The following is a 20,491-nucleotide window of genomic DNA, read 5'->3' on the forward strand; positions in this document are numbered from 1 at the left end:
TCAGTTTAAATTTGTAGTAAAAGAAAGCACAAATGAAAAATCTGTGCTTTCCTGGTTTAATTTAGCTTTTAGCTGTCCAGGCATCTGCCTGTAATTGTTTTACAAAACTTTCGGTCTCTTTTGGATGTACGTTTCTAAAGTTTGAATGATCATCCAGTACCACATTTACAATACAGTCAGCCATTGATTGCGGGTCTAATTGATTTGCCAAAGCCTCTGCTGTACCATCAAAAGCAGATGAAGGTGTAAAATTAGTTTCAGAGTTGTACCAACGGGAAATGGTATCTACACCGCGGTCATTAAAACCAGTACCGAAAACACCAGGATTACAGGTGGCAATTTTGATGTTAAATTCGGCCAATTCCGTTTTCAGGCCTTCTGCGATCGAACCCATAGCATGTTTCGATGCACAATAGGCGGCAACATAAGGAACGGTCCATAATTCGCCCATAGAAGTAGTGAAAACAATTTTGCCTGGTTTTTCCTGATCAATAAACTTTTTAATGAAGCCCTGAGCCAGTTCAAGCCCACCAAAAACATTAACATCAAACATTGAGCGGATTAAATCCAATGGTTGTTCAGCAATTGGCCCGCCTTCCATAATTCCTGCATTGCTGACTAAAATGTCGATGTCGTACTTATCGTGTATATAGGCAAGATCTTTAGGATTGGTAACATCCAGTTTGTCAACCGTTAGCGCTATTCCCAGCTCCTTTGCTTCTCTTATCAAGTCGCTCATCTGCGGATAAACCTGTACCGTAGCAATTACCTCGTGCCCTTTTTTTGCCAAATCAAATGCAACGATTTTCCCAAAACCGCTTGCAGCTCCTGTAATTAAAATTGTCTTACTCATCTTTTTAGTTTTAAAATTATATGGTAAAATTGGCCTAATAACCGATAAATTTTATTGCCGTAAAGCTCAATTATGTGTTGCTGCAAGGTTCATACGATTTGATCCTATCGCCTTTTAGAATATTCACAGCAACTTCATTCCTTAAGCGACCGGACCTCCATTAACTGCAAAGCTTTCGCTTATTCATTTCTTATTTTTTTATTTCAGCTCCACTTCGTGCTTTAAACCACTCATTATCTTACACTTAAACACACATCCGATATAAAGAAATAAATACTTATTGTTTGATCAATATTCTTTATACATTCGGGAAAATAATTTATTTCATAATGTTCTTATTCCCCCCATTCAATAAAAAAAATGCTGTTTCTGTACTTACTTCCCTTGTTGGCAAGCTAAATATGCCTGTAAGCCCGGCAACCACGAACTCTTCCCTGCATGTCTACCCCGGCTATTTAAGTTTACCGGCACTTTGTGATTGCCCGACGGAATGGAAAATCCCCAATGGGCCGGAGTCGCGCTATAGGTCGAAGCATGCGTATAAAGTGGCAAAAGTTGATCAGATAAGCTCAGATATTTCTTAAGCTAAAGAATTTGTATACAAAATGGATGGTGGAGTTGCAACGATGCCGTCCAAATAACCAGCATACAGTTATAAAATGAATGCTGCGTAAATAACCTGCGTGGAATAGAGGTTGTAAAATCTAAAAACCTGTTAAACAATGAAAAATGCTAAAATGCTCAGTAGAGCAGAAATGAGAAATGTGGGAGGAGGAAACGTGTGTCAACCGAATGAATTCGCATGTGCTGATGGTACCTGCATTGATGCAAGCCTGGTTCTGGATGGGGAGAATAATTGTCGTGACGGCAGTGACGAAATAGGAGGCTCCTCCCCTAAGACAGACGCTTGTAAACCACCTAAGAAAAGGTATGACCCTTGTACTTTTTCCTATAACGGTACAACATACACTGGAAAATGTGATACACACATGGCCTCTGAATTGTATTGTTCAACTCTTATCTAACTATTCAGTTAATTCCGGCAGACCTTTGAAAGAGGTCTGCTGAAATCCAATCAAGACATCGATGACTAAAATAATAAAACTAAATCTTTTTTACCTCTTCAGCCTTTTGTTCCTGTTCTCCTCCAAACCCGCTGCTGCTATGGCAGAGACACCCGTTATAAAAGCAGGTACGGCTAAAATAACAGGAAGGATCACAAGTCCGAATGGCAGCAATCACGATAACGCGTTTATAAACATTACTGTTCCACATCCGATTTCGGGGGAATATGCTAAATATAAAGCGCTTGTCGATCAATCAGGGAAGTTCTCTATTGATGTGGATGTGGAAACAGATATTTCTCTGATTGGCTTGTACCCAAGTTTAAATCCGGAGCAATCCCTTGTTGTTAAACTCACAAATGGAGGCGTCACCAACATTAATATTACTTACAATTCCGGCTTTGAGATCGAAAATATTGATGTTAAGCCGGATATGAATAAAAATGACATGATCAGGGGCTTTCGGCTCATGGGTAAAATGATTGACTACAGATCAGGCAGGACACCGGAACTTCTGCATGAAAAAAGCACGGCGTATTTTCTGAATTATGTCAAGACCATTTTATCAGAAAGATTGGCGATTTTAGATAATGATACCTTGATATCAAAAGATCTAAAAGATTTGCTATCTAAAGATTTTCGCTTATTCCTCTATAAAGCACATGTCTTTGATTACGAAGGACAGATGAAGCTTAATTATAGCAACACAAATGCGGATCAAAGTAAAAAACCTGAAATCCAAAAAATTGACAGGTCATATTATCGTTTTTTGAGTGATTTCCAGCTCAATGATCCACAATATCTGAATTGTTTTACCTTCCTGGAAGTTCAAAAAATAATTCTTCAAAACGAAATCTTAGGGCTTCCTGTGATCGGAGAAAGCGACATTCCCTCCTGGTTGGCAAAGGTGAAAGTTATTTTAGCGGATTTGGTTGGGTTCAACAATGGTGCATATTATGATATTTTAGCGGCCAATGCCTATGGCAGACAGCTAAATGAAGAAGTAAGACCGCTAAGCGAAAAACAAAAAGAAAACATCTTAAACTATTGGAAAAAGGGAGAAATTGCAAAAATACTATTCCGAAAAAACCAGGAAGTAGTTGAATTGGACAAATTCAAATCACCAGCCGTTGTCAATGATGTCTCGTCGGTTCCGGACAATAAAGTTATCGAAACAATTGTATCTAAACATAAAGGGAAGGCTGTTTTGATTGACCTTTGGGCAACCTGGTGTACACCTTGTCTGAATGCAATGCAGCAATTCAGAACTGCAAAAAATGATTTCCGGGATAAGGATGTTGCATTCGTGTACCTGACAAATGGCTCTTCTCCCCGAAAGCTATGGGAAGAAAAAATTAAAGGAATAGGCGATGAACATTATTACCTGACAGCCACGCAGTGGGATTATATCATGGAACATTTTGAATTCGAATACATTCCTTCCTATCTCTTGTACAATAAACAAGGTACGCTCATAAAAAAAATCAGCCCCTTTCCAGGAAATGAACAACTGAAAGCGATGATTAACGCCCTGTTGTAAAACACCCTAAGTCAGATTTTAATAAAAGTTCCGGGTGGTAAAGCAATAAGCCCCCTTTACTTTTATTAATTTCTTTAACGTGCATTTAAAACAATTACCAATTCGGCTTTGTTGAACAAACTAAATTAACCATTAGCGATTCACAGCCCTTTTAGAAGCCGATGCACGACACAACTACTTCCGGAAAAAAAATGTTCCTTGCAAAACTGCTGCTGATTTTGGGCCTTGCGGTTTTATTGGCTGCTGAAGGGTACTTTGGTTACCAGCTGCACCAGCTTTCAGACCAGCAGGAAGAGATCAAAGAGGATTACTCCAATGTCAACAACATCAGCTCAGGGCTGTTCTCTGTAGAGCAATGGAGAGACAAAGTCTCCGCGATCGTCAGTCGCCAGATCCGTGATTTCACACTCAGCGCAAAACAAAAGAAAGATCTTCAGAAGGAAGTAGAGCAAGTCATCATCGCGCTGATCGACAAGGCGGAAGCAAAGATCAACAAGCCTAAAAAGACCATCGACGGAAAAATCAGGAAATTCCTGGTGAAGACTTTTGTAAATACGGACGATTTCCGAAAACAGGCACCCGGTTTCGCAAAAAAAATCATCGCCAAAGTTTACAATCCTGCCAATAAAAAGCAGCTCAGCAAAGTGGTGATGTCCAAGTTTGATGCACTGGAACGTGCAGAATACCTGGACAGTACCGTAGCGGCCACAAAAGCGGCCACTGAAAAAGTATATAAAAAATATAACGCCTCCTCCAATGAAGAATTAAATACCAAACTCAACTCCTCTTTATCGCGCATCAGGACATTGACTTACAATTACTCCTTCGCGATGTTGGGTTGTATCGCCATCGTTTTATCCCTGTGGTGGATATTAAGGAAACGGGTTGACCTGCATGCCCCTCTTTTCATCATGTCATTGATGTTCGCATTTATCCTGCTTTTTATAGGCTTAACGGCCTCCATGATCGAAGTCGATGCACGCATCAAAGCACTCGATTTTGTACTGCTGGGCGAGCATGTGGTTTTTGAGAACCAGGTATTGTTCTTTCAGAGCAAGAGCATTCTGGATGTGGTCAGGGTACTGATTACCCAGCCGGCGATGGATGCAGTGCTTGTAGGGGTTTTGATCCTGATTTTCAGTATCCTCTTCCCTGTCATGAAGCTCAGCGCAACCGGCATCCACCTCCTGAGTAAAAAGAAAATTGCCAGGAACAGGGTGATCCGCTATTTTGCCTTTCAATCGGGTAAGTGGAGCATGGCTGATGTTATTGTTATCGCCATATTGATGGTCTATATCGGCTTAAACGGACTGTTAGATGGTCAGTTGAGGAGCCTGAATATAAAAAGTGACGACCTGAATGTCATGACCACCAACAATACCGCCCTCCAGCCAGGCTTTATCATATTCATCAGCTTTGTATTATACGGTCTTATTTTATCCACCATTCTAAAATTCATTTCTCCTCATGAAAGCCACTAAGAAAACAGTCCTTCCCAACATTTTACTCCTGGTTGGCCTGAGTCTGCTGCTTTGCGGAGAGGCCTGGTTTGGATATCGTGTATCTACCCTTTCCGCTCAGCAGGAAGAGATCAAAGCAGATTATAGTGTCGCCAACAACATCACCTTTGGCATCTTGTCTGTAGACCAGTGGCGGGAAAAAATGGCCGCTGTGGTGGAGGGAAAGGTCAATGAGTTCAGCATGACCTCCATGCAGAAAAAGGACCTCCAGAAAAAAGTAGAAAAACAATTGAATGGTCTTGTAGACAAGGCGGTCCGGGAGTTCAACAAACCCCAGAAAAGCATTGGCGGCAAGCTTAAAAAACTGGCCTTTAACGCAATGGTCGACCAGGATGAAATCCACGCGGAGGTTCCCGGTTTTGCTGCAACCATCGTAAACAGGATTAATAAACCGGCAAGCAAAAAACGGATCAAAAACATCATCACCAGTAAAGTTAACCAGCTGGAAAAGCAAACCTTTGACAATACCGAACCTGCCAGTGTTACCGTAACCAGGCACATTTATAAAAAATACCAGGTCTCCGATAAGGAGGCTTTCGAGAAAACCATCAATTCCAGGCTCAGCAGGATCCATACCCTCCTGCACAATTACACCTATGCTATGATTGCCTGTGTGCTGCTTGCCCTCTGCCTCTGGTTTTTTCTTAGAAAACAGGTGCGCCTTCATACCACATTGTACATCCTTTCTATCTCGTTTGCCCTGGTCCTCCTGTTTGTCGGTGTCACCGCTACGATCATAGAAGTTGATGCACGCATCCAGTCGTTGAACCTGACCTTGCTGAGCGAAAAGCTGGCTTTTAGCAACCAGGTCTTATTTTTTCAAAGTAAGAGCATAGCAGGCATTGTTGCGTCATTGGTGGGACAGCCTAAACCAGACGCGGTACTCGTTGGGATCCTCATCCTGCTCTTCGTGATCATCCTGCCTGTGCTTCGGATGATTGGCAAAGGTATCCTGATCTGGGGCAGGGAAAAATACGCAGAAAATAAGCTGATCAGGTTTTTAGCATTGGATTTAGGGAAATGGGATATGGCCGATGTCATGGTTGTGGGCATTGCAATGACCTATATTGGCCTGAACGGAATCTTGCAAAGTCAGCTTTCTGGCCTCAATATAAAGGAGGAATTGCTTTCTACCGTAACACAAAACAATACCTCCCTGCAGCCAGGCTATTATATTTTTGTGGCATATGTGGTCTATGCATGGGTATTATCACTGATCTTAAAGCGTATAAATCCCTTAAAAAAACAGCAATAAGCTTAAAAAAACAACAATGAGCGAGGTAAAATTGTCCCCTTGTTTTGTAAAATAAAGTATCTTGCACAAAAGCCCGCTTATGAAAATTGCTGTATTCAGTACCTGTAAATATGATCGTGATTTCCTTCTGGAGTACAATACAGCCCATGAGCTGACCTTTTTTGAATCCCCGCTCAGTCTGCAAAATGTAGCCCTGACTCAAGGTTTCCATGCCCTGTGTCTGTTTGTAAATGACAGTGCAGACCGGGAAATCCTGCAGGCATTAAAAGCGAACGGAGTCGGGCTGATCCTGTTGAGATGTGCAGGATTTAACAACGTTGATATTGTAGCTGCTGCTGAGTTGGGCATTAAGGTCCTCAGGGTTCCTGCATATTCGCCAGAGGCCGTAGCTGAGCATTCCATGGCAATGATCCTCACGCTTAACCGCAAAACACATAAGGCATATAACCGGATCAGGGAAGGAAATTTCTCCCTGGAAGGATTGATCGGATTTAACCTCCACAACTGCAAAGTAGCGCTGATCGGAACCGGAAATATCGGAAAGGCCTTTTATAAAATACTGAAAGGATTCGGCTGCACTGTTGTTGCCTATGATCCATGGCCAGATCCTGTTCTTGTTGAGGAAGGACTCGTTTATGGCACTATGGAAGAAGCACTTAAAGATGCAGAAATAGTTTCCTTACATTGTCCGCTGTCTGAAGAGACGCATCACATGATCAATGCGGAGACACTCAAACTATTTAAGAAGGGCGCAATGCTGATCAATACCAGTCGCGGCGGACTCATTCATACACAAGACGTAATCGAAGCCTTAAAATCAGCTCAGCTTGGTTATCTTGGACTCGATGTATATGAACAGGAATCAAAACTCTTCTTCCATGATCTTTCAGGAGACATCATACAGGACGATTTGATCTCAAGACTGATTTCCTTTCCGAATGTACTGATCACCTCCCATCAGGGCTTTTTCACGAGGGAGGCGATGCAGCAAATTGCAGAAATCACTTTTGCCAATGCAGATGCATTTGAATCCGGATTAACGCTGATTAATGAAGTAAAAGCTTAATACTGATTATTTTCTTTCCCACAAGATCGCCGGCAACAGATATTTTTCGACGATTTCATCAGCCTGAATGTGCGCAAATGCTTTACCGTAGGCGGAAGCTGTGATCACAATCACAAGGGGCAGGTCTTTGAACATATAGATCTTGTTTCCACCGTTTCCACTGCTATAATATACCTGGTAAGATTTGCCAGCTACCACAAAAGCCCTATTCCAAAAAAGAAATCCGTAAAACCCCGGTCTATCAGCTGGAAGGACCTGTAATGGTGAAAGACTTTTCTCTACCCAGGATTTTTCGAGCAGCCGTTTGCCATGGTATAGGCCTCCATTTGAATACAACTGACCATATTTCGCAAAATCAAGTGCACGTAACCTGAGTCCGCCACCACCAAAAGGTTTGCCCTGTGGCGTTCTTGCCCATTCAAATTTGTCTATATCTAAAGGAGCAAACAACCTGCTTTTAGCAAATGCCTCTACGCCACCCGGGATATTTTTGTCGAGAATGTCCATCACCAAATTGGTACCCGCGGTAAAATAGGACCAGCTTTTACCATTTTCCCGATCAGCAGCCATCGGAAGGTCCAATGTAAATTTGGTGTAATCGGCTGTTGGATACATATTTTCTTCATTTCCTGCAGAACTTTCTACCTCATCATTCCCTTCAAATGCCGCGCTCATGCTCAGCAGGTCTGCAATACTTACGCTATCCTTTTTGCCACTGTAATTGGCATAGTCCTGAAGCCTGTAGAACTCTTCTAGTTTCTGATTTTCAGAACGGACAAAACCTTCCCTGATGGCCATTCCTGTAAGTGTTGCGGTTATGGATTTGCTCACCGACCTCGGATCGTGCAGGGTTTCTCTTTTTTCTCCATTGTAGTACTGCTCCAGAAGCAACTCCCCTTTCTTCATGACCACAATCCCGTTGATCATACGATAAGTCTGATCGGCCACCCTGGTATTGAGCGCAACAATCAACTCCCTGTTCAGTTTCGCTTTGGAAATCTTAAAACCACTTCCTGCAGCGATGGGCTGTGGTCCCATTGTCAATGGATCGATGATTTTGGGAATCCTTGTCACCTGGATTTGTGCCGCTGCCTGCACCGGACTGTATTTCAGGCCGTTTTGTTCCGCATAAACGCTGATCCGGATTTCCAGCAGCTTTGGCGCTGTACTTAAAAGCGACATCCCTGCTTTTGCCATAAAGCGGTCCCAAAGGTTGATGCTCCATAAGCCCGACCGGCTTGAGCTGATCAGCACGACATCCAGAGGACGATTAGTAGTCTTATCTTGTGGCAGAATGGCTCCCGGCCCGAGATTTTCAGTATACACCTTTTTACCATCGATATAAAAATCGAAGCTGTAATTACCAATAGCCAAAAGATCTTCCGTTTTTACGGAAGGAGCGAGTTTGGCAAGTTCCGCCTGCAGGGAAGCATCCGGCGATAACAGCAAATAGAGATCTTTGTCCGAACCTATATTATAGGAAGAAATCGCCGGAGCAGTCTGGAGCCCCTCTCTTGCAGGCCTGAAATCAAAAAAAGCCATTTTTTGTGCATAAGACTGCAAGGCAAAAAGCGGGAGTGTAAAAAGAAGGATTATGGCGTAAAATTTCGGTATCATCATTTTTTTTGTACAAAAATAAGGCAGTGCGACTGCCCAATATAGAACGAGATTAACATCTGGCTAAAATTTAATGAGCCGCCTGAAAAATAATGGCGTATCTCCGCTAAACGCTTTGAAACACCGGATCATATGGCTCTGATCAGCAAAACCGCAGCTATGGGCAATGGTACTCAATGAGCTTCCCTTAAGGGAAAGCTGGGTAAATGCCCGCTCTACCTTTAACAGGCGCATATACTCTGCGATAGTACAACCGAAGTATTTTGTGAAAGACCTTGATAAATGAACCGGATGTACACCTGCTACGGCAGCGATCGTCTTAAGGTCCGGCGGACAAAGATAATTGTCCCGCAACAACGCACCTGCTTTATCCACCCATGAAGGCCTGAATTTGGATTCCCTGGCGACAGAAAAAAGGGGATTGATGGCCTCCATCACAAGGTTTTGAATTCCAAGTGCGCTCAGGTCATCCGCCATCTGACTTTCTCTCAATAGCTTATAAAACAGGATTTTTGTTCTGGGACAAGATATTTCAAAGCTTCCCTCTCGCATCTCCACATTAGGATACATTTCCCTGATCCAGCTTTGCCGGAGCTCAAGGTGCATCCCGCGGGTTTCTCCCGGAGGTTTGATGTTGTAATGCGATTCCTGGACATTATGGAACAACAGGCCTCCCGCCGAGAGGTTTACTTTACCTTTTTTATTGCCCTCAATCACTTTTCCTGTTAAAAGAAAGGTGAAATAGACATTCTCATGGTGGTGCCAGTCTACGTAATCATGGGTGTAGGCCGTATTGGTCAGAATTAGCCCACCTGTTTCCAGCTTCTGACTGGTAACACCAAAGAACTCACCCGAACTCAATTTTTCCATAGCCTGATTTAGAAGCCTGGCCCTAAGATTTGTTACAGCTTAATTTGAGAAGAAAATTAGTCGAACAGCCCATTTCGCTGGCTAGATAATTTCAGAAGGAAATTAGTAGAACAGAACATTGTAACACATTTCGCTGACTAGATAAATTCAGAAGGAAATTGATCAAACAAACCATCGCAACACATTTCGCTGACTGGAATTTAATTTCAGAAGGAAATGGGACAACAAAAGAAACTTAGTATTTCTGTGACCCGAATTTAAAGACCCGCGTATTAATCCGGGCAGGATCGCCGGATTTAGCAAACACCAGAAGCAGAAGAGAATCGTTTAAAAAACTTAATTACAAACAGTTGAACTATAAATTTGCATATTTAAACCATAATAAGAACAACAGCCATGTGTGGCCGGCAAAACAAAGTTGCCCATAAAAACGACCTGGTCCACACCATTTTAATTAACAAGAATGTATAGGACAATACCAGACAATATGCAAACTGAAGAACAAGAAATGAAAAAACTGATTGACACTACAGCCTTCAAAGAGATTGAAGCCAGACTTTCCGACCAACCAGAGCTCGCCAACCAGGGAATTCGATATGACGACCAAAATACCACCAAAGCGCATCCATTGCACCGGATTTGTGACGGCGTATTTTCCGGAATCTATACTGAGGAAGCTGCAATTGCAATGGCAAAGATCTTTCTTAAATACGGAGCCAATATCAATGGTGGAGAATTAAAAGAAAAAGAAGACTCTCCGCTCACGGCCGCATCGAGCCTGCATGCGGATGAGCTTGCAATCTTTTATATGAATGAGGGCGCCGATATCCATCATGTTGGTTGTCATGGAGGCACCGCCTTGCATTGGGCCTGCTGGTGCGGAAGAAGCAAAGTCGTTGAACAACTTCTGAAAAGAGACGCAGCAATTGACCAAAGATGTCTAGATTTCAAAGCGAGTCCACTCTTCTGGGCAATTCATGGCCTCAAAAATGGTGGTTACCAGCGCATGGATGATTGCCTGGAATGCGTAAAACTATTGCTTCAGTCTGGCGCAAATAAAAGTATCCCTAATATTGACGGACATAGCGTATGCGATTTATTAAGCGACGAAGATGTAGCCCTAAAGGAACTTTTAGGAACATAGCTGCCATCTTCAACGGTTGTAAAAATGGTCTTTTTTTCGATCTGGGTAAGCAACAGCGCCCTGCGATTCGTACATTAGTCTTATAAACCAACCAACTCTCAAACGATGGATAACTTTTCATTGACGGCACTCATTTCAATTCCGGAAGAGGCCGGATACTTTTTTCCCGACAGACATTTCCAACGCATCTCCCACAGCTCGCTGTACAGCGTCATGATTGATAAGCTTGAGGCTATCCCACAGGTTAGTAAGATCATTGTCAATACCGATTCAGCCAGAATTAAAAGCGACTACTCCCGCTCCGGAAAAGTAAAAGTGATAAACGTCTACCAGGCAGAACCTCAGGAGATCGAACTGGAACTGACCTCCGACCGGACGACCGAAGCTCTGCTCAAACATGTAGAGGGAGAACATTTCCTGCAGCTTGGACCTATTTTCCCTTTCCTGAAACAGCAGACGATCGATTACATGATCGAAACCTACGACAAGCATGTGGTTAATCCGGAGGAAGGCCAGCGCTACGATTCGGTTTTCAGCATCAGGACCTTGAACCGCAGATATTATGACAGCGACACGGACTTCATTCGCGAAGACCGTCCTAACACCTTTGTCGAAGATGGCATCCTGCATGTGTTTAACCGCAAGACTTTCCTCGCCGGAGGCAATCGTAAAGTCGGTAAAAAACCTTATACCTGCGGTATTGAGGAGATCGAGAATCTGGCGATAGATTCGGAAGAGAATTATCAGCTAGCCGTTTTTATCGACGAAAACCGCCGTCGCTTTCCCCGTGTTTTCGGCAGGTAAAGCACAACCGGCCGTCATTGCCCAAACCTCATCAAAAATCAAAGCCGCATTCAGATCTAAATGCGGCTTTGATTTTACTACCTCAGCTGTGTTTTATGCTACTGTAACTAATGAAGCCATTTAATGCTTTATTTTGCTTTAACCAGGGTATCGCCTGGTAAATTTCCAAACCGTTTCTCTTGCATGCGGTCGTAATCCTTCACATAATCAGGATGCTCTGTTTTCATCAACCTGTCCCATACCCTTAAATACAATCCATAATTTCCTCTAAACTTCTGATGGTGCAGGTTATGGAAAGTAGAAGTATTGATGATTTCGAACAGAAAGGTATTCCTGAACCCTTTAGGCATAATCTCATAGCCCAAATGCCCGTAAACATTGATTACAAAGGAAGAAAGTGCAAACAGCATCAGCGTTAAAGGATGCAAAGGCATGGCAAACACCAATACGATCATCACTGCTCCTTCTGCTATCGCTTCCAGGAAATGAAAAGAATAAGAGGTCCAGGGGGAAGGATTGGTCGATTGATGGTGTACCAGATGGGTCAGCTTAAACAGTTTTTTATGGTGCAGAATCCGGTGCATCCAGTAAAAATAGGTGTCGTGTACCACCAGCGTAAGCACAAGGCTCACCGGAACCCACCATATCGGATAAGCATGTAAATCCGTATAAATAAAGGTATATCCCCTTATTCCTTCAGATAAAGCCAGTAGTGCCATCACTGCCAATACCATACTGGAAACAGAGGAATGCAGGATTTCCCGCAGGAAATCGGCCGTTCCCGCCAGCCTGCCTTGAATTTTATTTCGCAGCAGGCTCTTGGGGAAAAGCAGGTAAAAAACTAAAAAAAAGATACCTGCAATTAAAAAATAACGACCTATCGTGAGGAGAAATGCCAAAATGATATTCTCAAAAGTTTGATTCATAATTACTTATTTTTCTGAGTGATTTAGGTTTGCTGTATTATTTAGGTGTTCTGCATGATTTATAGGTCCTGTATTATTTACGCTTTCTGCGGATCAGGATCACCAGCCCCAACAGGAAGATGGCTCCCGGAATGATCCCATAATAAAATACCTGTAATGTTTTTACACTGGTCTTGGTCAGCGTGGCTACATTGTCCTTCGTCTCCGGCCTGCTGGTGTCTATCGGAAATTCCCCATAGGCAAACCATTTGAACACCCCTAAAGCAAAACCTCCGTTAATCGTCTGCATGTTCATGCGCGACAACTCCGCATTGCTCAAAAAGTCGGCATCACCAGACACCATGATCCGCTGTTCTTTGTTGTTCCGGTTTCTGGACAACATCAATGCAGTCGGATAACTTCCCCTCTGATCACCTGCCTGGGCATCAAATGTCGCTGCAGCAGAATCAAGCACCAGTTTTCCGTTTTTCAACCAGCTGCTCTCCGCATTTGTCGTTAACAAAGGGTGCACCATAAAAGGACCATTGGGATCGTAGCTTAATGCAGCTGCTCCGGGCATGGAAACAACCCATTTCCTTAAATAGTAGGGTTGTAATTCCGGAGTCATCGCCACTGCTCCTGCCGCTAAATTTGGAACCACCAGATCAATTGAATAATCTTTACTCTCCTGAACCAAGGTTCCGCCGAGCATTTTCACCCCAAGGGAATCCAGCAAGGGATTTACAACACTCTGCTTCCCCGTTTCCCCGGCAATCATCAGGTTTCCACCCTGATCAATATATTTCCCAAGCTTGGCGAGGGCAACCGGACTAAATGCCACTTTAGGGTCAGCAATCACCAATGCAGCAATTCCCGAAGGGATCTCGCCTTTTTCCAGAGAAACGCTGTCTACATCAAATCCCTGATTGATCATAGATCCTCTGCTCAGCTTGGTATTCGTTAAGGTTTTATAATCCCTATCGCCTATTTTGTCCATTCCACGCTGGTAACCATCGGTTGCAAAAACCACTTTAGGCGCGTTTACTATCAATCGTTTTAACGCGGCTCCGGTCTCCGCTTCTTTAGGCCAGAAATAATTATCCGGAGAAAAGGTCCTTAGAAAAGTAGTTTTACCTTTATATTTCAACTGCATCACCACGCGTGCATTTTCCCCTTCCAGGTTGATCTGTTGTTTGATCTCTGCAGGCGTTAAAAACTTACGGAGGTCGAGTTTCATCAGATTCGACATAAACATCACGTAATAATTAAAAGTAACTTTCTGCTTTTTCAATTGTTCGGTGATGCCCGGGATGCTATCGTAATAGTATACCCATTTTAATTTAATATCTGGTTTAAAACGCAGATAAGGCTCCCAACGGGCAATGTCCTCAATCCGCTGTTTCGGTGTGGCCTTACTGTAAGAATCTTCCATACCGTTGATGTATTCGGTCATTTCCACAGGATCATTTCCCATCTTTTTGAGGATTTCCTGGGTATATTTACTGATCGTATTCTGCTTCGTAGCGGTAGCATCGTAATAACCAATCATCTGCTGACGGGAACTGACATAGGTAACCGTTAAACCAATCGCCACAATCAGTCCGTATCGCATCACCTGCTGCATCAGGGTTCCGGAAATCCTTTCCAGTTCCAGCTTGGCAATCGTGAAAGCCAGAAACATCCCGGAAATCACAAGGTAATAGATCACGTCACGGCTGTTCAGCAATCCTCCCATCATACGCGCGGTACGGTCTGGCATAGACAAACTATGGGTCAGGTCGCGCAGCACATCAACCCCCTGTCCAACAGTACCGATATAATTCATAAAACCCAGCGCCACAAAAGTACTGATTGCAGCAACCGCCTGATAGGTCGTTAAACTGGATACAAAAATCCCGATAGCCGAAAAAGCACTGAGCATCAAATAAATAGCCAGCAGTGCCACTAAAACATGTGGATAATCAAAATGCGGAATATAAACGGCGCCAACCGCTACAAAAAGCGAGATCACTCCGACAATCAACAGGTTATAAACCAGCATCGCCACAAATTTCCCATAAATCACCTGGCTTAGTTTCACCGGAGAAGAATACAGTAATTTGATACTCCCGCTACTCGTTTCCCTGCTGATGATGCCCATGGTGATTAAAGGGATATACAGGTACAGTTTATCCAGAATAGCACTAAGTACACCACCATAGTCTAAGCTCATATACAAGCGATCGGTCAGACCGCTAACTTCTTGTCCACGCGCCAATTCAGGTAATTTGGGCGTAAACCCCATACTCATTTGTACAAACAGGATGAGCAACATTAGCCAGGCAATCGGCGAATAAAATAGCAGGCTGAGTTCCAGCCTGGCTATTTGTATGATTTTCTTCATATTTTTTATAATCAAGGTTTAGTTTTTTCCGGCATCAGTACCAGTTTCACATAGTTTTTATCCTGAATGTAAGTTGCCGCAGCTTGCTGCACTGATTTTACAGTGATGCCATTCAGGGCAGCATCGTAGTCAAAAAACTGTGTCAAAGGCTCTTTGTTCATCACCTGAGAAGCGAGGTAATCCAACCAGAATTCATTGTTCTTTGCGCCTGTTTCCAGTCCCACTTTACGTGCGGCCTTAAATTTCTGCAGGTTTTCCGCAGAGGGCCCCGATGTTTTCATTTTGTTCAGTTCATCCTGTACCGAAGCAATGAGTGATTCCACATTGTTAGGTGCACAATCAAAGGAAACAGCCATGGCAAACCTCGTTTTCGGAACTTTAGACAGGTTCATCTGCACGTTTGGGGTATAGGTCCCTCCTTCCTGATCGCGAAGGCGTTGGGTAAGGCTGATCTTTAACGCATCAGCAATCGCGTTCATTTTAATGGTATTTTCAAAATTGTAATCGAAAGCACCTGAATAAGTCAGAAATACACTTGACTTCTGCTCGGTTCCTTTATATACGGTTTTTGAAATGCGGCCCGGAGGAACATTAATCCCAAGATCTCTCATCGTTTCTTTTTTTCCTGTTGAAGGCAGTGAGCCCAGGTATTTTTCCAATAACGATTTCAGCTTCCCCTCTTCCATATTCCCTACAAATAAGAAAGTGAAAGCCGAAGCATCGGCAAAGCGCGCTTTATAAATTTCAATCGCCCTGTCCAGCTTAATGGCATCCAGGCGACCGATGCTTTGTGGCCTTCTGCGTACATGGTAATTACCCAGCACTAGGTTCACCGTATCCATAAATACCTGAGTACGGCCATCTTCTTTATTCATCAACTGCTCTTTACTTCTCCCCAAAAGTGTCTGAAAGGCTTCTTCATCCTTACGTGGCTCCATGAAATAAGCATGCAGCAATTCCAGCGCAACCGGAAGGTCCTCTTTTGTCGTACTGCCATTGAATCCCTGATACTGATCCGTGATAAAAGGACTCAGCTGAACCTTTCTTCCGGTCATAAATTTACTGACCTGCAGTGCATCATAATTGCCCGCACCAGCTGCGGCCACGAGATTGGCAGCATTAAGGGCGCTTTCGAAATCCGCATCGCTGCATAAAGAAGTCCCGCCTTCTGCAAGCCCCTTAATCAGGATCTGGTCGTTCTGAAAATCTGTTTTTTTCAATAATACGGTCAGGCCATTGCTCAACACAATTTTCTGAACATCAATCTGTTTGATTGTTTCCACCCTGGTAACTTTTCCGGGAACAGGCTCATTTTTAAGCAATGGAAGGTCGAGATTATCTTCTTCAAAAGGAGGCAGACCTTGGCTATACACGCTTTCTATCCATTTCAATACGGTAGCTTCATCCGGAAGAAATGCTTTATTGTACTCAGAAGATTTCACAATGATGTCGCGGTCTGTTGCTTTCATGTACTCCTTCATCAGCGCATTGATTTCATCCAGGGTAATATCAGGAAGCAATGCAGCAGTCAATTCGGCTTCTTTAGTGATGCCGGGTGCAGCATTACCGGTTAAGAAATGCTGCAGATAGGGCCTGATCAATATTTCTGAGGAAGTCTTATCTTTTTCTTTCAAAGCTTCCTCCATCTGATACTGATGCGCTTTCTTTACCCTTTCCAGTTCTGATTTTGTAAAACCCTGTTCCTCCATGCGGCGGAGTTCCAGCCAGATACTTTTTAATCCCTGTTCTGTTTCCGCGGGTTTAGTCGTAAGGCCTACGGAAAAAGCAGACAATCCACCGGTCAGCTGATTAAAACCGACTATCGGCAGCCTTCTGAATCGGATACCAACCAATTCTGCCAGCAGTTTTTTGAGCAAACCAGCCCTGTAATCTGCAGCAGTAACAATAGTATCGGCCAGCGATTTCTTCATGATCTCCAAAGAAATCCCGCCTAATTCAGAATCGATAAACTGCAGGTACTGGTTCTTGCCAGTCAACGTTGCCCGGTAAACCGGTCGCTCTTTTTCCTTTTCAGGATTACGCAGGTCTGAAAACTTTGCCTTGATGTCTTTCTCCATCTGGTCCACATCAATATCACCAACCACCAATATCGCCTGCAAATCCGGACGGTACCAGTCCTTGTAAAAGCTACGGATTTCTTCCGGAGTCACCTTCAGTAAAACCTCCTCTGTTCCGATCGGAAAACGTGATCCGTGTCGGGAGTTATTGGTGTAAAAAGGCACACTTTTTTCCTGGAAACGCTGTGCCAGCCCCTGGCGAAAACGTTTCTCTTCCAGGATCACGTGGCGCTCCCGCTCCACATCTTCGGCTTCCATATTCGCATCCTGTGCCCAGTCGCGGATAATCTGTAAACCGTTGGCCAGCAACTCCGGATGGTCCGAAGGTAATGGAAGCTGATAAACGGTCTCGTCCAGACCGGTATTGGCATTGATGTCTGCCCCAAAACGTACGCCTGATTTCTCCAGGTAATCAGACAGCGCCTTTTTGGGAAAATGTTTGGTTCCGTTAAAGCTCATATGTTCTATAAAATGGGCTACCCCTCTTTGCTGATCGGTTTCCAGAATAGAGCCTACTTTACTGGCCAGGTACATCATTACCCTTTTTTGGGGTGTTTTATTTTTGCGGATATAATAGGTAAAGCCGTTGGGCAGTTTACCCGTTCTTACTTCCGGGTCCAGTTGCAGTGGCTGCGTATCCAGGCTGGTTTTACAGGCCAAAGGGATACACAAAGCTGCAAGTAAAAGAACACTTAAAGATTTATATTTGATCAGCATATTACAGTGATAATAATGGTTTATGACTTACCGGATCATTTGCTTTAATGATGTCGACGATCTTTTCATTTTCAATAATGATCATTCCCTGCCTGTCGCTCGTGATACCGGAAGCCAGTGTATATGGATAAGTTGGTACGCCATCTTTCATTACCGTTGGCAGGAAGGAGAACTGCAGGTTATGGCAGACTTTGCCTAAAGCATCGCCCACCTCAATAATATGTGTAGAGACCACAAAGAAACTGTTCCTGTTTGCTGCAAAGGCTTTTGTCACGGCCAGTGTGGCATCGTAAGCATCTTTTACGTTGGTCCCCTTAAACAACTCATCAAACAAGACATACAAGTCCAGAGATTCACTCATCGCTTTGGCCACAGTTTTAGTCCGCAATACCTCGGCATAAAAATGACTGTATCCCATATCCAGGTTATCAGAAACGTTGATCGAGGAGAACAAACCATCTTTAACCGAAAACTCCATCTCTTTAGCCGCGATTGGGAAGCCCATATGGGCGAGGTAAACTGCAATGCCCATCGACTTCATAAAGGTGGATTTTCCGGCCATATTTGCTCCGGTTAAGAACAGTACGTTCCGGTCCCGGGTTAAATGCAGGTCGTTGGCCACCCCATTTCTCAATCCCGGATGGCGGAAACCCTTTATATTTAACACCATCTGCTCGGCAGGCAATGCCCTTGCATACACAAAGTCCTGTTCTGCGGCAACTGCTGCTACGCCCACAAAAACATCGAGTTCGTAGATCAGTTTCAACAGGTTTTCCATCTGGTTCATCATCGCATGGCGAATCACATAGTCATTCCTGATCAGCTGCATTAAGGAAGGTTGTTCCTCTTCTGCATTCAAAATACTTTGCAACCTGGAATCCTGCAGGACCTGTTCTGCAATGTCCAGTTCAACCTGATAAACCCCAATCCCTGCTTTTCTTTTCAATTCTGAAAAGAACACCCGGAATGCCTGCAGCACTTCAACCGTTACCGATTGCCCGGCCTGTAATTGCAATAATTCTGCACTATGGAAAAGCGTTTGCTGGAATTTTTTGAGGAATATTCCCCATGCCACTCTTGGCAGGGATGCTCCTGCTCCGCCAGACAGGTAATCTTCCATCGATTCCACCTGCGAACGGATCACGGGAAAAATCACCCTGTGCTGCTGAAAAAATGCAAATAAGGCACTGCGCTTATTGATCAGCTCCGGCTGATTCAGGGGAGCTGCAAACATACTTTCCAGTACTTTCTCTCCACCCCTGGTTTGCAGACGGTTAAACAGACTGTAAATGGATTGCTGTTTAAACTTGCCTTGTAAATTCAGGTCTTCTATGGTTTGCCGATCTGCACTTAGGTTTGTCTGTGCTTTTTTTACTTCTTTTTTGTCGCTGATCAGCTCCAGTACCCCTTCATTGTTGATGATGATCATCCCATGCCTGTCGTCGGTAATCCCTTCCGTTAAGGTATAGGTATACACCGGTTTGCCATTTTCCATACGGGTAGGCAGGTAGCGAAAAATCATGTTATTGCATTTCTTTTGCAACACCGCTCCTGCTTCCATAATGTGTGTGGAAATTACAAACAGCGAATGTGGCTTGCTGGCAAAAGCTTCCATGATGGCAATCGTGCCTTCATAAGCATCCTTCACATTGGTACCGCGGAACAGCTCATCAAAAACCACAAACAGGTTTTTTCCTGCGCCAAGTTCAACGGCCACTTTTTTCACCCTCAGGACCTCCGCATAAAAATGACTGGCCCCCATGGCGAGGTTATCCGGCAGATTAATGGTGGTGTACATGCCATCACAAACAGAGAATTCCATTTGTTTTGCCGCAACAGGAAAACCCAGGTGCGCCAGGTACATGGCAATACTCAGCGATTTCATAAAAGTGGATTTACCCGCCATATTGGCCCCGGTAAGGAATACAATATTGCTGTCCGGGTTCATCTCCAGAGAATTCGTAACCGGTTTATTCAGCAATGGATGACGTACCCCTTGCAGCTTCAAACAGTTGGCATCGCGTTTTAATGCGGTAGCAAAGTGATAACCACGCTCTTCAGCCACTCTGGCGATGGAAATGTAGACATCCAGCTGATAAATGTGCTGCAGGATTTTCTCCATTAAGGGACGTTGCTGAAAGCGCAAAATATTGTCATACTCTACAATTTTACCAGAAGAGATCTTGCCTTTTCCATGCTCTGCAAAGATGATTTCCAGCTCCCTGGAATTGACCAGCGCCAATATTTTTTCTACTTCTTTACCATAAGGATTTGCCGCTACCTTTGACTTAATCTCCAGCATAAACCTTTTCAATCCCTGTAAAATCTCCGTCAATGCGATGACACTTTCGCCCGCCGCTTTAAAGTCGGCCATGCTAAAACCCTGATTGGAAAGCCTGCTGCGGGGATCGGTATTGCCCAGGTATCTTTCCGCTTCTTCAAAGCGGTTTCCCTGTAAAGGAAAAACAGATTTGCTTTCCTGAAAATACCGCAGTATCGCTACCCTGTCGTTGATCAGCTGCTCGTCCGAAAGCGGATTGCGAAACAGCTCTTCCAGCAGCGCAGCGCCTCCCTGAGTATAGGTTTTATTAAAAATATGGTAGATGGAATCACTCCCCGATCTGGAGAAGATATTCAAATCATCGATTGTCTGTTTATCGGTTATAAAGCTCATG

General features: G+C 43.8%; 14 protein-coding genes. 7 read left to right on the top strand and 7 right to left on the bottom strand.

From position 1 onward, the window contains the following. Window positions 1–61: 61 nt before the first annotated feature. Window positions 62–853, bottom strand: coding sequence for an SDR family oxidoreductase (locus DBR43_RS29505; protein ID WP_124586901.1), 792 nt, complete (start codon window positions 851–853; stop codon window positions 62–64). 329 nt (window positions 854–1,182) lie between these two features. Between DBR43_RS29505 and DBR43_RS29510 the strand changes: the two genes are divergently transcribed. From DBR43_RS29510 to DBR43_RS29535, 5 genes are all read left to right on the top strand, one after another. Beyond that, window positions 1,183–1,437, top strand: a complete 255-nt coding sequence (locus DBR43_RS29510; RefSeq protein WP_124586902.1) for a hypothetical protein — start codon at window positions 1,183–1,185, stop codon at window positions 1,435–1,437. A 502-nt stretch (window positions 1,438–1,939) separates the two neighbouring features. After that, window positions 1,940–3,457 (top strand): TlpA family protein disulfide reductase, encoded by a 1,518-nt coding sequence (locus DBR43_RS29520; RefSeq protein ID WP_124586904.1) that lies wholly within the window; start codon window positions 1,940–1,942, stop codon window positions 3,455–3,457. A gap of 191 nt (window positions 3,458–3,648) precedes the next feature. Beyond that, window positions 3,649–4,938 carry a paraquat-inducible protein A gene (locus tag DBR43_RS29525; protein ID WP_233603268.1) on the top strand — a complete coding sequence of 430 codons (1,290 nt, stop codon included), beginning with the start codon at window positions 3,649–3,651 and terminating at the stop codon, window positions 4,936–4,938. After that, window positions 4,925–6,232, top strand: coding sequence for a paraquat-inducible protein A (locus DBR43_RS29530; RefSeq protein ID WP_124586906.1), 1,308 nt, complete (start codon window positions 4,925–4,927; stop codon window positions 6,230–6,232). The genes DBR43_RS29525 and DBR43_RS29530 overlap by 14 nt, the downstream gene beginning before the upstream one ends. Before the next feature lie 79 nt (window positions 6,233–6,311). Next, window positions 6,312–7,298, top strand: coding sequence for a 2-hydroxyacid dehydrogenase (locus DBR43_RS29535; RefSeq protein ID WP_124586907.1), 987 nt, complete (start codon window positions 6,312–6,314; stop codon window positions 7,296–7,298). 6 nt (window positions 7,299–7,304) lie between these two features. On the opposite strand, the gene DBR43_RS29540 is transcribed toward DBR43_RS29535, so the two are convergent. Both DBR43_RS29540 and DBR43_RS29545 read right to left on the bottom strand, forming a co-directional pair. Continuing rightward, window positions 7,305–8,918, bottom strand: coding sequence for a serine hydrolase domain-containing protein (locus tag DBR43_RS29540; protein WP_124586908.1), 1,614 nt, complete (start codon window positions 8,916–8,918; stop codon window positions 7,305–7,307). Between the two features lie 60 nt (window positions 8,919–8,978). Beyond that, window positions 8,979–9,785, bottom strand: a complete 807-nt coding sequence (locus tag DBR43_RS29545) for an AraC family transcriptional regulator (RefSeq protein ID WP_124586909.1) — start codon at window positions 9,783–9,785, stop codon at window positions 8,979–8,981. Between the two features lie 463 nt (window positions 9,786–10,248). Between DBR43_RS29545 and DBR43_RS29550 the strand changes: the two genes are divergently transcribed. Both DBR43_RS29550 and DBR43_RS29555 read left to right on the top strand, forming a co-directional pair. Then, window positions 10,249–10,929 (top strand): ankyrin repeat domain-containing protein, encoded by a 681-nt coding sequence (locus DBR43_RS29550; protein WP_124586910.1) that lies wholly within the window; start codon window positions 10,249–10,251, stop codon window positions 10,927–10,929. Between the two features lie 213 nt (window positions 10,930–11,142). Beyond that, window positions 11,143–11,733 (top strand): hypothetical protein, encoded by a 591-nt coding sequence (locus tag DBR43_RS29555; protein WP_124586911.1) that lies wholly within the window; start codon window positions 11,143–11,145, stop codon window positions 11,731–11,733. 128 nt (window positions 11,734–11,861) lie between these two features. Here the strand turns inward: DBR43_RS29555 and DBR43_RS29560 are convergent, their stop codons facing one another. The 4 genes from DBR43_RS29560 to DBR43_RS33360 form a co-directional block, all read right to left on the bottom strand. After that, window positions 11,862–12,659, bottom strand: a complete 798-nt coding sequence (locus tag DBR43_RS29560) for a sterol desaturase family protein (protein WP_233603270.1) — start codon at window positions 12,657–12,659, stop codon at window positions 11,862–11,864. A 73-nt stretch (window positions 12,660–12,732) separates the two neighbouring features. Then, the gene (locus tag DBR43_RS29565; RefSeq protein WP_124586912.1) at window positions 12,733–15,021 is read right to left on the bottom strand and encodes a Gldg family protein; all 2,289 of its coding nucleotides are present in this window, start codon (window positions 15,019–15,021) and stop codon (window positions 12,733–12,735) included. 11 nt (window positions 15,022–15,032) lie between these two features. Beyond that, entirely contained in the window at window positions 15,033–17,816 is a 2,784-nt protein-coding gene (locus tag DBR43_RS29570; RefSeq protein ID WP_124586913.1) for a M16 family metallopeptidase, read from the bottom strand. A 1-nt stretch (window position 17,817) separates the two neighbouring features. Continuing rightward, a complete protein-coding gene (locus DBR43_RS33360) occupies window positions 17,818–20,490 on the bottom strand; it encodes a MutS-related protein (protein WP_233603271.1) in 2,673 nt (890 codons plus the stop codon). Between the last annotated feature and the right edge of the window lies 1 nt (window position 20,491).

Origin of the sequence: Pedobacter sp. KBW06 (assembly GCF_003852525.1) — a bacterium.
In the GTDB taxonomy this organism is placed as follows: domain Bacteria; phylum Bacteroidota; class Bacteroidia; order Sphingobacteriales; family Sphingobacteriaceae; genus Pedobacter.